The 15,834-nt window shown below is 53.4% G+C and carries 14 protein-coding genes; 11 read left to right on the plus strand and 3 right to left on the minus strand.

The features are described from left to right. Positions 1 to 73 precede the first annotated feature (73 nt). Genes MKX42_RS08670 through yajC form a run of 4 tightly spaced genes read left to right on the plus strand, consistent with a single transcriptional unit; the run spans position 74 to position 4,740 of the window. On the plus strand, positions 74 to 2,176 hold the full coding sequence (locus MKX42_RS08670) for a SpoIID/LytB domain-containing protein (protein WP_340752146.1): 2,103 nt from the start codon (positions 74 to 76) through the stop codon (positions 2,174 to 2,176). Positions 2,177 to 2,193: 17 nt separating this feature from the next. Beyond that, a complete protein-coding gene (gene queA, locus MKX42_RS08675) occupies positions 2,194 to 3,222 on the plus strand; it encodes a tRNA preQ1(34) S-adenosylmethionine ribosyltransferase-isomerase QueA (RefSeq protein ID WP_340752147.1) in 1,029 nt (342 codons plus the stop codon). Between the two features lie 21 nt (positions 3,223 to 3,243). Then, positions 3,244 to 4,380, plus strand: coding sequence for a tRNA guanosine(34) transglycosylase Tgt (tgt, locus tag MKX42_RS08680; protein ID WP_340752148.1), 1,137 nt, complete (start codon positions 3,244 to 3,246; stop codon positions 4,378 to 4,380). A 45-nt stretch (positions 4,381 to 4,425) separates the two neighbouring features. Beyond that, entirely contained in the window at positions 4,426 to 4,740 is a 315-nt protein-coding gene (gene yajC / locus MKX42_RS08685; RefSeq protein WP_036732365.1) for a preprotein translocase subunit YajC, read from the plus strand. An 87-nt stretch (positions 4,741 to 4,827) separates the two neighbouring features. Here yajC and MKX42_RS08690 read toward each other — a convergent pair whose 3' ends face one another. Beyond that, positions 4,828 to 5,667: a phosphatase PAP2 family protein gene (locus MKX42_RS08690; protein ID WP_340752149.1), complete on the minus strand. Its 840-nt coding sequence runs from the start codon at positions 5,665 to 5,667 to the stop codon at positions 4,828 to 4,830. A 100-nt stretch (positions 5,668 to 5,767) separates the two neighbouring features. Beyond that, complete coding sequence (locus tag MKX42_RS08695) at positions 5,768 to 6,160, minus strand: TIGR04086 family membrane protein (protein WP_340752150.1); 393 nt, start codon at positions 6,158 to 6,160, stop codon at positions 5,768 to 5,770. A 200-nt stretch (positions 6,161 to 6,360) separates the two neighbouring features. Here MKX42_RS08695 and MKX42_RS08700 point away from each other — a divergent pair, with 200 nt between their 5' ends. Continuing rightward, on the plus strand, positions 6,361 to 7,170 hold the full coding sequence (locus MKX42_RS08700; protein ID WP_340752151.1) for a DUF421 domain-containing protein: 810 nt from the start codon (positions 6,361 to 6,363) through the stop codon (positions 7,168 to 7,170). Here the strand turns inward: MKX42_RS08700 and spoVB are convergent. Beyond that, complete coding sequence (gene spoVB, locus MKX42_RS08705; RefSeq protein WP_340752152.1) at positions 7,167 to 8,768, minus strand: stage V sporulation protein B; 1,602 nt, start codon at positions 8,766 to 8,768, stop codon at positions 7,167 to 7,169. The genes MKX42_RS08700 and spoVB overlap by 4 nt on opposite strands. 214 nt (positions 8,769 to 8,982) lie before the next feature. Here spoVB and MKX42_RS08710 point away from each other — a divergent pair, with 214 nt between their 5' ends. The 6 genes from MKX42_RS08710 to MKX42_RS08735 all read left to right on the plus strand — a co-directional run bounded on the left by MKX42_RS08710 (position 8,983) and on the right by MKX42_RS08735 (position 15,730). After that, complete coding sequence (locus MKX42_RS08710) at positions 8,983 to 9,234, plus strand: post-transcriptional regulator (RefSeq protein ID WP_036690543.1); 252 nt, start codon at positions 8,983 to 8,985, stop codon at positions 9,232 to 9,234. Between the two features lie 233 nt (positions 9,235 to 9,467). After that, positions 9,468 to 10,721, plus strand: a complete 1,254-nt coding sequence (secD, locus tag MKX42_RS08715) for a protein translocase subunit SecD (protein WP_340752153.1) — start codon at positions 9,468 to 9,470, stop codon at positions 10,719 to 10,721. After that, complete coding sequence (gene secF, locus MKX42_RS08720; RefSeq protein WP_340752154.1) at positions 10,711 to 11,610, plus strand: protein translocase subunit SecF; 900 nt, start codon at positions 10,711 to 10,713, stop codon at positions 11,608 to 11,610. The genes secD and secF overlap by 11 nt, the downstream gene beginning before the upstream one ends. Before the next feature lie 121 nt (positions 11,611 to 11,731). Further along, a complete protein-coding gene (locus MKX42_RS08725; protein WP_340752155.1) occupies positions 11,732 to 12,697 on the plus strand; it encodes a cation diffusion facilitator family transporter in 966 nt (321 codons plus the stop codon). Between the two features lie 29 nt (positions 12,698 to 12,726). Beyond that, entirely contained in the window at positions 12,727 to 15,129 is a 2,403-nt protein-coding gene (recJ, locus tag MKX42_RS08730) for a single-stranded-DNA-specific exonuclease RecJ (protein ID WP_340752156.1), read from the plus strand. An 82-nt stretch (positions 15,130 to 15,211) separates the two neighbouring features. Further along, complete coding sequence (locus MKX42_RS08735) at positions 15,212 to 15,730, plus strand: adenine phosphoribosyltransferase (RefSeq protein WP_340757639.1); 519 nt, start codon at positions 15,212 to 15,214, stop codon at positions 15,728 to 15,730. Positions 15,731 to 15,834 lie beyond the last annotated feature (104 nt).

Below are 15,834 nucleotides of genomic sequence, written 5' to 3' on the forward strand. Positions count from 1 at the left end.
TACAACATCTTACGTATTGTTTGGGCTACAAACCAAAGTTGATATATCACTAATAATTTATAGGAGGCCTACAATGAAACTTGCGAAGTGGACAACAACAGGAATCGGGCTGCTGGGCCGGGGGGCGCTGGCTGCATTGCTTGCAGCAGGCAGTCTTCTCATTCCGGCAGATCACGCCCGCGCCGATTCCGGCGGGCCCATCCGGGTTGCACTGTATGCCGACATTGGCAGCAAATATAAATCTACCGTACCGCTGGTAACCCTGCAGTCCGAGCAGAGCTTCAGCCTGCTTCCGGCAGCCGGCGGCAGCCCGTTATTGTCGGTTCCGGCCCAGAACAAGGTCCGTGTCAGTCTGGACGGGTTCCGGGTGAAGGTGCTGGAGACGCCAAGCTGGCAGACCGCTGCGGATGCGGCGAAGAAGCTCCAGTCTTCTTCCAATAAGCCGCAGATTTTCATGGCTGCGAGAGGCGGAGCCAAGGTATACCAGCTATACACTGGAGGCTATACCAGTGAGAGTGCAGCCAATAACGGGCTGAACGCAGTCCTCAAAGCCGGTCTGGCGATTCCAGAGGGACAGACCCCTGCGGTGGCCGGCACCAAGCATCTGTCTGCGGGCTCCTACGCTACATTAGAGGAAGCCCAGGCGGTAGTCGGCAGCCTGACGACTGCCGGCTTAGATGCCTGGCCGGTATTCATATCCGGTGAGGGCGGCAGTGCGCGGACCGAGGTATGGGTAGGCGAGGCGTCAAGTGACAGCGAGCTTGCGGCGGTCTCTGCTTCGGCAGCAGCGCTGCTTCCTCAGCTTGCTCTGACGCCTGTGGCTCCGGGTGCACCCGGAGTAATGATCCGCATGGATGCAGGGCTCGATTTCAACAGCGAAGTTCAGGCCTTTCATTACCTGTTATCCGGAAGTAACGCAAAGTTCATTTTGTCCGGCAATGATAAGGGAATTATGCTTACAGAAAGGTCCAAGCGGATCTACCGCGGCGATATGGAGCTTGGCAATCTGAATGGTTCATTGTCTGTCATTAACGTGGTTCCGCTGGAGCAATATCTGTACGCGGTAGTGGGGGGAGAGGTATCCTCCGGCTGGCCTGAGGAGGCGCTGAAGGCCCAGGCTGTAGCGGCACGCAGCTACGCGTTGTCCCAAGGGAACCGCTTCGATGTTGCCAATGTGGTGGATACAACGCTCAGTCAGGTCTATAACGGAATCGGTGCAGAAGCACCCACAATCATCAAGGCGGTCGATGCAACGGCAGGTGAAGTGCTGCAGAGCGGCGGCAAGGTTGTAGAGGCGGTATTCTCCTCGAACAGCGGCGGTGTTACGGCTGACCCGTCGGAAGTATGGAACAGTGGCGGCAACTATGCCAGTGTGGCCAGCGCAGAGGATGTGGCTGCAGTGGGTTCGGCCAAGAAGTGGTACTATGTACTGCTGGACAGCGGCGTCTCCGGCTATGCCCGGGAAGATAACATCAAATTAACAGGCGATAAGACAGCCGCAGGGCTCTCCATTGCCACAGCCACAGCCAAGGATGTGAATATCCGGCCGCTGCCTGTTGTAGACAGCAGTGCTGCTCCGGCAGGTAAGCTGAATCCCGGCCAGAACGCCGTAGTGCTGAATCAGGTCTATGAATCCGGCAGCTACAGCTGGATCAAGGGCCCGTATTCTTCAGCCGAGCTGCTGAAGAGCCTGGCCGGCAAGACCAGCGGCTCTCTGCCCTCTTCTATAACCACTCTGGAGGTTACCCGGCGCGGGCCATCGGGAAGAGCGGTGGAGGTCAAGGCGAACGGCCAGATCCTGCAGGTGAAGTACCCTGATCTGTTCCGTTCCTCCTTCGGCGGATTGCCCAGTACCTTGTTTGATATTGTACCTGCCGGCAGTTATACTGTATTAGGCGCTGACGGCTCTACAGCTGCTATCGGCAGCGCAAGCCCGGCCGGAGTGCTGTCTGCCTCGGGCCAAGTGACGTCCAGCGGCAACGGAACAGTTGTGATGGGTGCGGATCAGACCTCAAGAGTCGTGACCGGCAGTCCGGGCTTCTATTTCATCGGCTGGGGTTACGGACACGGACTCGGCATGTCCCAATGGGGCGTGAAGGGAATGGCTGACAAAGGGTATGATTATAAGCAAATATTGCAACACTATTTTAATAACGTTACTATAATTAAGAATTAAGGAATGAAGATCCTATTATGAATGTTGAACTTTATGATTTCCATTTGCCGGAGGAGCTGATTGCCCAGACTCCGCTTGCCGACCGCAGTTCATCCAGACTGCTTATGGTAGACAAGGAGAGCGGGCAGCTGGACCACGGTCATTTCACGGATATACTGGGGCAGTTCCGTCCGGGCGATACGCTTGTCCTTAATGATACACGGGTTATTCCCGCCAGACTGTTCGGAGTCAAGGAAGATACCGGAGCCAAGGCCGAGGTCCTGCTGCTTAAGAATCTGGACGGGGACCGCTGGGAGGCGCTGGTGAAGCCGGGCAAGAAGCTGAAGACCGGAGCGGTCATTGTCTTCAGCGAAGAGCTTCGTGCCGTGATTGAGGAAGAGGCAGATATGGGCGGGCGGACACTCCGCTTCATCTATCAGGGGATTTTCCAGGAGATTCTGGACAGGCTCGGATCCATGCCGCTCCCTCCTTATATTAAGGAAACCCTGGATGACCGTGAGCGGTATCAGACGGTCTATGCCAAGCACGAAGGCTCGGCGGCAGCGCCGACAGCCGGACTGCATTTCACCACAGAGCTGCTGGAGCAGATTGCAGCCATCGGTGTGAATATCGTCTATGTCACACTTCATGTCGGTCTCGGGACCTTCCGTCCGATGTCTGTCGAGACAGTAGAAGAGCATGTCATGCATGCCGAGTATTTCGAGCTGTCGCGGGCAGCAGCGGATGTGATCAATGAAGCCAGAGCAAGAGGCGGAAGAATAATAGCTGTAGGCACAACCTCCTGCCGGACCCTGGAGACCGTAGGCAGACAATGCCAGGGCGGGCCGATAGAGGCATGCAGCGGCTGGACGGATATTTTTATTTATCCGGGTTATGAATTCACTGTCGTTAATGCACTGATTACCAATTTCCATCTGCCCAAGTCAACCTTGGTCATGCTGGTAAGCGCTTTGGCTGGCCGGGAGCTGATTCTCGCCGCGTATGAAGAAGCGATTAAGCAGCAGTACCGGTTCTTTAGCTTCGGCGATGCAATGTTCATTTATTAAGCAAGAGGAAGGGTTAAACCAATGGCAGCAATCACTTACGAACACATTAAGACCTGTAAGCAATCCGGGGCCCGTCTCGGAAGAGTCCACACCCCGCACGGAATTATTGACACACCAACCTTCATGCCGGTGGGCACCCAGGCTACTGTCAAGACGATGAGTCCTGAAGAGCTTAAGCAGATGGAAGCACAGATTATTCTGAGCAATACGTACCATCTGTTCCTTCGTCCGGGTCATGAGATCATCGGCGAAGCGGGCGGCCTACATAAGTTCATGAACTGGGACCGCCCGATCTTGACCGACAGCGGCGGCTTCCAGGTATTCTCTCTGAGTGACATGCGTAAGATCACCGAAGAAGGGGTTCATTTCCGCTCCCATCTGAACGGGGACAAGAAGTTTCTGTCTCCCGAAGTCGCTATGGAGGTCCAGAATGCGCTCGGTTCCGATATTATGATGGCCTTCGATGAATGCCCGCCTTATCCGGCAGAATATGAGTATGTGAAGAAATCGCTCGAACGCACCACACGCTGGGCTGAGCGTTGCCTCAAAAGCCATGCCCGTCCGAATGACCAGGGACTGTTCGCCATCGTACAGGGAGGCATGCATGAGGATCTCCGCCGCCAGAGCGCGGCTGATTTGACTTCCATGGATTTCCCGGGGTATGCTATTGGGGGACTCAGCGTCGGAGAGTCCAAGCAGCTTATGTACGAAGTGCTGGATTACACGGTTCCGCTGCTGCCGCAAGGGAAACCGCGCTATTTGATGGGCGTAGGTTCACCGGATGCGCTGCTGGAAGGGTCAATCCGCGGAATAGACATGTTCGACTGTGTTCTGCCTACCCGCATTGCCCGTAATGGAACAACAATGACCAGTCAGGGGAGACTCGTCGTGCGCAACGCGCAGTATGCCCGTGATTTCGGGCCGCTGGATCCGGAGTGTACCTGTTACACCTGCCGGAACTATTCCCGCGCTTATCTGCGTCATCTGATTAAGGCCGATGAAACCTTCGGCTTGCGGCTGACAACGTACCATAACTTACACTTCCTGCTGGAATTGATGCGTAAAGTGCGTGAAGCCATCATGGAAGATCGGCTGCTTGATTTTCGCGATGAGTTTTTTGCACAATACGGATTATATGATAATCTAAAAGGCTTCTAGAGCGTACGGAGTGTTCATGTTTATTCTTGAAAGGGGGGAAATGATATGTCACAGTTTTATATGGCAGCAGGTACAGGCGGCGGAGGCAGCATACTGGGTCTTGTGGGTCCTTTTGTACTGATGTTTGTCGTGTTCTACTTCCTGCTGATTCGTCCGCAGCAGAAGAAGACCAAGGCACGTAACGGAATGCTCAAAGCGCTGAAGAAGGGCGATAAGGTAGTTACCATCGGCGGTCTGCACGGAACAATCATGGAGATTTCGGATGACATCGTTATTCTGCGGGTTAATGATGTGACCCGATTGACCTTTGACCGGGGCTCGATCAGTCACGCGGTTGTGGAAGTAGAAGACAAGATGTAAGGGTCTCTACCAAATTACATAAAAATCGGCGTTTCTCTTAGGAGAAGACGCCGATTTTTTTATACGCCATATGCGGAAGTGAGGGCCTTAACGTGTATTGGTGACCCGGCCCCGCACTCTCAAGCCCTGTTCCCCGCTGCGCAGGGTAAGCTTGGCAAGCGGTACGGCGATAGCCGTGGACAGCACAGCCAGCAAGGTGCCGCCAATCATGTCGGTCAGCCAGTGAATGCCGAGATAGAAGATTCCAAAAACGATAATAACGGCTGAGATTGTACTGATCACCATCCAGCGGCGGTTGCCGGAACGGTAAGCCAGCAAGGCCATAGATACGGAGATAGCAGTATGAAGGCTCGGGAAGCAGTTATTGAGGCCGGATAGCGGCCGGTATTCCTGTTCAAACTTGGGGAAAACTTCGAGCATGATGAATCGTACCCCGGCGGGCGCATAGGACCACACCTCATTGACCGGAAAGTACAGATAGAACGGAATAGCGATGGCATAGGTTAAAATAATGGTGTAGCAGGTCGCATAGAGGATCACACGATTTTTATCCAGCAGATAGACCCCGAGCGAGGCCGCCAGCACGGCTTGCAGCATGAAGATATAGAAGAAGACAATTACCGGTGTCAGCCAGGGAGCGTAGAACAGCTCTTGAACCATCCGGACGAAATGCCCCTCCAGGCCGAATATAAAACCTGTGTAATCTGCGGTCAGCCGCATCTTTTCTTCGATCTGCAGCTCATATTTATTCAGGGCAAGAATGCTGAACATTCCTATAATAATGAGTGTGAATTTATAGGACCTCAGGAGCTCTCTCCCGATTTCAACTAAGGCCATCAGCGGATTGCGCCGTGCGCCGATCCAGATTAAAATCACAACAATGGCAACGGTATATACAACTACAAGATTCATGGACTGGTACAGCAAAGCATTCGAAGCCTCCTTGATAATCGCTCATATGAAGTCAGACATAGGTAGTGTACCATATTTTCAAGGGAAGGTTTCAATTTTCGGAAAATTATATTAATTAGGATTTCTGTAAATTAACTCCAAACATTCCTCCAAGTGCGCTAATGCCTGCGGCTGCCAGAACCCACAGAAAGTCCATTCCTCCCGGAGAACTGTCAAGCGCCAGGAATCCGATCAACAGTACAGCCAGTCCGTATAACATGCCTGTGAGTGCGCCCTGGTACCAGCCTTTGCGGATGGCTCTGCTGCCTGCGGTCAAGCCTCCGAATGCGGCAGCCACGCCGTGGACAATGTAGGTGTACATGGTGAGATCCTGTTCCTGCAGTCCGCTGCCCCAGAGCAGAAGGGAGAGGATGAACGCACCCAGCATCATCCACAGGAACGAGCGGATTAAACCCGATAATACCGGACTAGATATTTTCCATGAGAATAGACGCCTGATCAGAGACATGGTAAAACCCCCTAAAAGTTTGTTAACCGGATACTAAATATTGTATGGGGAGGCTTGCCCCAATAGTACAAGAATAGGCGGAATGACTTTTACCAGTAATTAAGCAGCAGCTTTCCGAATGTTCCCTTGGTGGTCAGGTCAGAATAGGGTTACATTAATCCGCCCTTATGGGGGGAAAGCGGAAGGGGAGCGAAGAGAATATGTTCCAGCATATTACGACCCACATCTTTCTGACCGTGCTGATGTATATCTTCATTTTCCTGAGTATGCGGATCATGGGTAAACGGGAAATCGGCAAGCTGTCTGTATTTGATCTGACCATTTCCATTATGATCGCTGAGATTGCAGTTTTTGTAATTGAAGATATCGAGCGCCCCATCTATGACGGTGTGGTTCCTATGGCGACCCTGGTGCTGATTCAGGTGATCGTCGCACAGCTCAGCCTGAAGAGCCGGAAGCTGCGACTGCTGGTGGACGGCAGACCCAGTATTCTGATCTCAGACGGGAAGATTCACCGGGGCGAAATGCGCAGGCAGCGGTATAATATTGATGATCTGCTGTTGCAGCTCCGCGGGCAGAATATTGTCAGTCCGGCTGATGTGGAGTTCGCTATCCTAGAGACAAGCGGGCAGTTAACGGTGATTGAGAAGAATGCCAACGTCACTTCATCTAATCAGTCCGGCAACAGCAGTTCCGGCGCAGAGCGGAAGGAGAATAACGGCGCTAGCCAGAAGGACTCCGGCGATGCTGAATCATCCGGCGGTGACTCTGCTTCCGTCAAGCTGCCGAAGCATAAGATCCGTTATGAAGGACTGCCGATTCCGCTGATTATGGACGGGAAGGTGCAGGACGGCAATCTGGAGATGATCGGCAAGAACCGGTTCTGGCTTAGAACCCAGATCCGGCAGAAGGGTGTCTCTGATTTCCGGGATGTGTTCCTGTGCTCGGTGGATCATAAAGGGGAGCTCTATATTGCCCCGATTAATCCCGATAAGGGGAAACAGACCTAACTGCGCCAGCGTCTGAAAAAGGGGACACGCTCCAGGTCGCGTCTGGAGATCAGGCCGGATAACAGGCAGATGCTCAGATAGATGGCCATGCCACAAGTACCAGCGGCCAGGAATTGTATCCACTGCGACTGTGAGATTGGAACAGACGTATAAACATACGACATCCCGGCGGCCATGATGACCGTAGCGGCCAGGATTTTGAGCGGGTCCGACCAGCGCAAGGACATGGCGGTCAGCTTGACCACACTATAGCCGTGCAGAAGCGTGACAAGCAGGCTGTTAACCATAATGGCGATGATGGCACCCAGAATACCGTATTCAGGCCGGGAGGCCAGCAGGAGAATCAGGAGGATTTTGACAATGGCTCCTATCAGTGTATTAATCAGTGCCTTGCCCGGCCGGTCCATGGCCTGAAGGGCCGCTTGCAGCGGGGCCTGCACGTAGAGAAATACTGCGAACGGGGCCATCATTCTAAGCATAGGGGCCGTATCCGCCGCATTGCCGTACATTAGCGTACAGAGTGGTACGGCAAGAATATACATAACGGCAGCAAACGGGGCACCGGTCACCATGGCGAGCCGCAGGGCCTGGTGCATTCTTTTATGAATCGTGGGCAGATCGTTGCGGGCGGCGGCCTCCGATAAGGAAGGGACGAGGGAGACGGCCAGCGAGGAACTAAGCACACCCGGCAGCAGCAGCAGCGGAATCACCATTCCCTGCAAGGAACCATATTGTGCAGTTGCGGCGGCGGCCGTGATTCCGGCAAGCGCTAGGCTGCGCACGGTAATAATGGATTCCAGAAGGTACGAGAATGAGCCGATCAGTCGTCCGGCGGTTACCGGTACTGAAATGCCGATTAGACGTTTAAAGACAGGCGTTGTTGTCTGCCCGGGCTCGCGTCCGGCACTGCCCTGTACATCCTGAACAGTCACATCCACGGAAGGCGGGGGTTCAGACCTGTCTTTTTTGTCGTTAAAATAATATTGCCCCAGCAGGGCCAGCATTCCGGCGATCTCGCCCACAGTCACGCCAAGCATCGCACCCGCAGCCGCAAAGGCGATGCCCCTCGGCAGCAGCATCCAGGAGAACCACAGCATGAAGAAGATGCGGATGACCGATTCCAGCACGGAGGAGAAGGCCGAGGGAATCATGTTCTGCCTGCCTTGAAAGTATCCCCGGTAGATGGATGAAACGGCGACGATGGCGATCATGGGGGTCATGCTGACGAAGGTATAATAGACACGCTGGTCCGTCAGAAGAACGCTGGATACCCAGGAGGCGCTGAACAGGGCGACGAAGGTGAACACAATGCCCAGCGACAGGCTGAGGGCAAGACCGGTTTGCAGGATTTTGCGCGATTGCTCCGGGCGGTTCTCCCCTTCGGCTTCCGCAACCAGCTTGGCAATCGCCAACGGGATTCCCCCCGTAATTACCGTAATGAGCACAATGAAAAACGGGTATCCGAGCTGATACAGACCCACCCCCTCAGCGCCGATGATCCGGGGCAGGGCAATCCGGGGAATGAAGCCAAGCATCCGGTTAATGATACCGGCGAGCAGCAGGATGATCGTTCCTTGTATAAAGGTCTGTTTCCTCACAGGACACTCCTTCTTCCTACATATGAGATGAAACTACAGGTGAATTACCGCCATAATCAAGCCAGGCTTGTATAAGGATATGCCAGTACTGGTGCGCTACATGACAAGCATTCTATAGACAAGTTTTTTGGCCGGAAGCAGGAAAGTAAGAGCGCAGGGTCGAATACGTACCACTGAGCATACGTAATTGAGGAATCTTTGGAGGTGCCTGCACGTGGAATCGGAACAATGGAGATATGACGAGCTTAGTGAAGATATCGAAGCCATGTGCATCAGCAAAGCGGAGGAATTCCGGCTCCTCGGCTATGAATATGTGACCGGTAAGGACATTTGGGATTGCATCAGCCGCAATTATGCCAAGGAGGGAAGACCTCCCCTGCACAGGCTGGTCAATGACATTTATTCGCTCAAGTCTGGCAGTTATATGACTTATCTGACCTTGGCGGCCTACCGGGGATTGAATTAACGGGGGGATTTGTCAAAAGGAACGATTTTCTTTTGCAAACGGGTACGGGAAGCAGTAAAGTAAGTAAAGAGTGTTCAGACATGTCCTATCAAACGGAGGTATCCTCGCTTTGCAGCAGTACCGGCCGTTTCTTTGTGTGAATCAAGACACCGTCATTCCTTCTGAATTGACGGTCATTTCGCACGTAGCTATAATAGGAATATTGATGTAATGAAAGGGGAACTAGCTAGAGCATGAAGAGAATGTTGAGCTTTATCATTACCGTGGTCGTTCTAACCGGCGTCATGGTATTTACTACTCCCGGGCTGCTGGACAGAGTCCGTCTGGGTCTTGACCTCAAAGGCGGATTCGAAATTCTGTACCACGCCGAGCCAATGGATACGGGAGGAACCCTGACCCGCGCTTCGCTGCAGAAAACTGCAGAGAGCCTGGAGAAGCGGGCGAATGCACTCGGAACCAGCGAGCCTGAGGTGACCACCGAAGGTACGGACCGCATCCGTCTGAAGATCGCGGGTGTTACTGACGAAGCAGAGGTTCGCAAGAAAATGAAAGAACCCGCAGTTCTCACCTTCCGCAGTGCCAAGGAAGGGGATGCTCCCGGGGTATTCAGTAAGATTGAGCTTGTAGGCAGTGACTTCGTGGAAGGTGCGGCAGAGGTTCAACGCGATCAATTGAACCGTCCCGAAATCAGCATCTCCATCAAAGACAAGAAGAAATTCGCAGAGATTACCGAGCGGCTGGTGGGTAAAGAGCTTGCTATTTATCTTGATGAAAACTTGTTATCGGCCCCCCCAACAGTAAGACAAGTCCTGACCGATGGTAAGGCTTCGATTTCCGGGGGATATACACTGGATGAAGCCCGCGAGATTGCCGATACGATCAACCTCGGCGCTTTGCCGCTGAAGCTGACAGAGAAATATTCCCAGAGCGTAGGGGCTACACTGGGTAAGCAATCCTTGGATGAGACCGTCAGAGCCGGTATTGTCGGTTCTGTGATTATTTTGATCTTCATGCTGCTTATGTATCGTCTTCCGGGCGTACTGGCCAGCTTCGCGCTGATCCTGCACACCTGGCTGCTGATTCTGGTATTTGTCCTGGCGGACTTTACGCTGACGCTTCCCGGGATCGCCGCGTTCATTCTCGGTATAGGGATGGCCGTCGATGCCAATATCATTACCAATGAACGGATCAGGGAAGAGATGCGCAGCGGGAAGGGCATTATGTCTTCCGTCAAAGCAGGGAACAAGACCTCCTTCCGTACAGTTATGGATGCGAATGTAACCACTATTATCGTAGCGGCTGTCATGTTCGCCTTCGGTACTGGTGCGGTCAAAGGCTTCGCGCTGATTCTGATCGTGGAAATTGTACTTAGTATCGTAACAAACCTTTATTTTGCCCACTGGCTGCTGACAGTGCTGGTTAAAGCCGGCGCACTCAACAAGCCGAAGCAATTTGGGGTAAAGGAGAGTGACATCAGTGCGCTTTAAGAAAGAGCTTGATTTCGTACATTTAAGTAAATTCTTCTATATCTTTTCGATTGCCCTTACTGTAGCAGGTCTGGTCTTTCTGGCAACCTTCGGCCTGAACTACAGCGTTGACTTCAAGGCCGGGTCCAATGTGGACGTAGCGCTCTCCAAGGGTGTCACGCTGGCTGAGCTGCAGCCGGCTCTAAAGGGTGCGGGTATCGAGCATGAACCTACCATTACCATCGGCGACAAGCGGGTCAACATCCGTTATGATCAAGAGCTGAGTGATGCACAAAGTGAGACCCTTAAGAAGTCAATCAACAAGATTGATGACAAGGCGTCTTTTGAAATCAATACCGTAGATACCGAGATGGCTAAGGAACTGGCCCGCAATGCGATCTATTCCGTACTGCTCTCCAGTATCGGGATTATCATCTATGTAAGTATCCGTTTTGAATGGCGTTTTGCGCTGGCTTCCATTGTGGCGCTGCTTCATGACGCATTCATGGTAGTGGCGGTCTTCTCGATCTTCCGTCTGGAGGTTGACATTACCTTCATTGTCGCGGTGCTGACCATTATCGGTTACTCGATTAACGATACGATCGTTATCTTTGACCGGATACGCGAGAATCTGCGCTTCGGTAAACAGAAGTCGTATGAGGACCTGAAGCACCTGGTTAACAAAAGTGTAATGCAGACACTTATGCGTTCTCTTTATACAGCCTTCACCGTATTTATTGCTGCATTCTTCCTGCTGATTATGGGCGGGGAGTCAATCCGTATGTTCTCACTGGCTATGGTTATCGGTCTGCTCTTCGGAGCATATTCATCGATCTTCATCGCAAGTCCGCTCTGGCTGCTCCTGAAAAAGAACCAGAAGCCTGCGGCGAAGACCCCGGCCAAAGCCTAGTACCCGGTTGTTCTGTAAGCCGCGTCTGTAGCGACGCGGCTTTTCGGAATCTTCGGGTTAGGGCGTCTTGCTTGATTTCATCATCATGAGTTTACCTGCTAGTGGTAAGGAGGGCCTCGTTATGAATGACAAACCATTACCCCGGAAACAAACTGTTGCCTGGACCGGAATCCTTAGTGATGTTCTACTTGCTGTAGCCAAGGGGAGTATCGGTTATCTGTCAGGCAGCAAGGCATTGTTGGGGGATGCAATTTATTCGGGAGCAGATGCCGCTGCCAGACTGGCGGGGGTGATTCCCTGGAACCTGAAGCAGGGTCACAAGGCTGCAGGCGCAGCCGAACGTGGCCGCACTGTACAAGGAAGCAAGGAGCCAATGGCGGCTATTCTGTTCTCTGTGCTGATTATTATGGGCGGGCTGCAGGTTGCTTTCTCGGCGATCCGTGATTTGACAAGGGGACATCTGTCGGCACCGGAGGAGTCAGCGCTTGTTGCTGTCCTGCTGTGCATTGTGTTCAAAGAGGCTGTATTTCAATACCAGTACCGTTATTTCAAAAAAAAGGGTGACGGCAGTCATGCAGCTTATGCCGATAGCCACCGGTTCAGCCTGTATACGTCTATAACTGTATTTATCGGAATTGCCCTGGCCATAACTGGAGGATACTTGAACTGGCATCCTCTGCTCTACATGGACCCCATTGCAGCTCTGCTGACCGGATGCCTGATTCTCCGCAAAGGCTATTCATTAATTGCTTCCTCTGTATACAGCAAGAAGATTCAGGAGCTTCCTTCCGAGGAAGCAGCCAGCTTCATTGAGACGGTTCAGAGGGTACACGGAGTCATCCGGGTGGAGCAGCTCCGGGCGCTGGAGGAAGGCGACTATGTGAATCTGCATGTAAAGATTAGTGTGAATCCGCGGATCAGCGTGATGGAGGCACAGGATATTTCGGAATGTGCAAGGAAGCTGCTTCAGCACCGGTTCGTTCATGTTGGTGAGGTTCATATGGATGTTGTGCCGTATGATCCGGGTTATCCTTATAAAAGCAATCACGAGCTCGTGGACAACGATATTCCCACGCTGCTTCAGTAGTCTGCAAGGTGAGAGAAAGGTGAGCTGTATTGCTTCATTCAAAAACAAGCTGGCAATCTCCGGCAGCCGATTCCGAGCGTATTCAGGAACTGGCCCGGAGCCTTTCTATTTCTCCGCTCCTTTCTTCACTGCTGGTGCAAAGAGGTATGGATACCGCTGACAAGGCGCGCGTATTCATGGATGGTGGAGCGGAAGATAGACATGATCCATTCCTGCTCAAAGGAATGGCTGAAGCGGTGCCGCGGATACAGAAGGCACTGCAAGAGGAAGAACATATTCTGGTGTACGGTGATTATGACGCAGATGGGGTATCCAGCACAGCACTGATGATCTACCTGTTGCGTCATCTCGGCGCCTCCTTTGACATTTATATTCCCCATCGGTCCAATGAAGGCTATGGACTGCATAATCATGCGTTGGACTGGGCGGTCCAGCAGGGTGTATCTCTCGTCATTACGGTTGATACTGGTATCAGTGCCTATCATCAGATTGCCTATGCCTCGGAGCTGGGCATTGACGTTATTGTCACGGACCATCATGAGCCGCCAGAGCTGCTGCCTGAGGCATATGCCCTGATTAACCCGAAGCTGCCGGACTGCCCGTATCCGTTCAAGGGCCTGGCTGGAGTGGGGGTGGCTTACAAGCTGGCTGAGGCGCTCCTGGGCAGCGAAGTGCCGGAGGAATGGTGTGAGATCGCCGCCATCGGTACCGTAGCTGACCTGATGCCGCTGCTGGGCGAGAACCGCAGTCTGGTGCGCAGAGGCCTCAGCAGCATGCGGAATTCGTCCTTCCCGGGAATCCGGGCGCTGCTCTCGGTGGGCGGTATTGCGATGAACACCGTCAGTGCGGTGAATATCGCCTTCGGGATGGCTCCGCGTATTAATGCCAGCGGAAGACTGGACCATGCTGGCCGGGCGGTTACACTGCTGACCACTGAAGATTCGGCAGAAGCTGAACAATTTGCCGGAGAGCTGGATCTGCTGAATAAGGAACGGCAGCTGGTTGTGGAGCGAATTGTCACCGAAGCCACAGCCAAGCTGGAGGAGAGAATCAGCAGGAGCGGACTGCCGGATATTATAGTGCTGGCGGACCAGGGCTGGAATGTCGGCGTAGTCGGCATTGTGGCTTCCAAGCTGCTTGAGCGGTATTACCGTCCGGTTATTATTCTGGACATTCATCCGGAGACCGGGATGTGCAAGGGCTCTGCCCGCTCTATCCCGGGCCTGGATATCTATGCAGCCTTATCCTCATGCGCCGAATTGATGGACCACTTCGGAGGACATCCGGCCGCTGCCGGGATGAGTCTGCCGTCAGACAAGCTGGAAGCCTTCGATGCGGCGCTGAATAGCTATGCTGCGTCTATTCTGACACCGGAGGACTTCGTAGCTGTTACGGCTGCGGACGGGGAGGTATCCATTGCAGATCTGACCCTCCAGGCTGCGCTTGAGCTGGAGCGGCTTGCGCCGTTTGGCATGGCCAATCCGCTGCCGAGATTCATTCTGCGCGGAGCGGTTGTGAAGGAGACCCGGAAGATGGGCCAGGAGGGCAAGCACCTGAAGCTTGTGCTCCAGCAGGACAAGCTGACGATTGAAGCTGTAGCCTTCGGCAAGGGTCCCCTGGCTGAGCTGCTTCCGGACGGCACAGTCGTGGATGTACTGGCAGAGCTGTCCGTCAATGAATGGAACGGCTCGCGCAAGCCTCAGCTGATGCTGCAGGATCTGGCGGTGCCGAAGGCGCAGTTGTTCGATCTGCGCGGCGCAGCTGATGCTGTTAAGCAGGCGGCGCATATTCAGGAGCTGCTCCGCACCTATAGCGGCAGCAATCCGGGCCAGAGTGCTGCGGTCTTCCAGAACAGCCGGACAACGCCGCTGCGTGATCTGAAGGGCATGTCCCTCTGGGTATACGATGAGTCTGCCGGGATCTCGGCTATACATCAGCCGGAGGGTGCACGTGCCGAAGAGGGACTGTCGCTGCTCTGTGTGCTGGATATGCCCGAGTCCCCGGAACAGCTGGAAGCGCTGTTCACTGCTTTTCCCCAGGCGGAGAACATTGCCCTGCTGCATTCGATCCGTGACGGGCGTGACCGGCTGCAGGTTCCTACCCGTGATCATTTCAAATCGTTATATAAATGGATTGCCGCAATCGCTGCATCTCCAACTCCTGAGCAAGAAGTGCTGCTGCGGCTCAGCCGCCAGTCGGCGCTTGGTGTGCGTATGGTGAGCAGAATGCTGGATGTGTTCGATGAGCTTGACTTCATTGAGCGCAGCGGCGGCAAGATTACCTTTGTCCCGCAGCCTGCCGCCAAGAGTCTGAGCACATCAGAGCATTTCGTCAGACTGGGCAAGACGGCGGAGATGGAACAGTATTTCATGGAAGGCAGCCGCATTGAACTGCAGGAATTCATGCTGTCACGGCGTTTAGGGGTCTCATAACAGCTACACATGCTGTCACGGGCCATTGGGTTCGAGTAACTTCAGCGGGGTGATCCCCGCTTACTTTTAGGAGATGATGATGTTGGATTTCAAAAACAATATTCGCGTAATTCCGGATTTTCCCCAGGCTGGAATCAGCTTCAAAGATATTACTACACTGCTTAAGGACGGCGCTGCGTACCGTGCAGCCATCGATGAGCTTAAGGCTCTGGTGGCCCACCTGGAGATCGATGTCATTGCCGGACCGGAGGCGCGCGGTTTTGTAGTGGGTGCGCCGCTGGCTTACGCGCTGGGAGTAGGCTTCGTGCCAATCCGTAAAAGCGGCAAGCTTCCGTATGAGACCATCGAAGTAGGCTATGATCTGGAATACGGTAAGGATACCCTCGCTGTGCATACCGATGCGATCAAGCCAGGCCAGAAGGTGCTGATTGCGGATGATCTGCTGGCTACAGGCGGGACGATTGCTACTTCTGTTAACCTGGTAGAGCAGCTTGGCGGCCAGGTGGTCGGCGCTGCATTCCTGATCGAATTGACAGCTCTGTCCGGACGGGACAAGCTGTCGGATATTGAAGTGGTTACCTTGTTGACTTACGAGGATTAGTCCCCGTGCCCGGCAACTTTTCCCGGGAAATAAAAAGCGGACTGCTGTCGAATGAAGACAGCAGTCCGCTTTTTTATATGGTTAAACAATAAAGATGATAGTTA

The organism is Paenibacillus sp. FSL R7-0204 (assembly GCF_038002225.1).
Taxonomy (GTDB): Bacteria; Bacillota; Bacilli; order Paenibacillales; family Paenibacillaceae; genus Paenibacillus_AQ.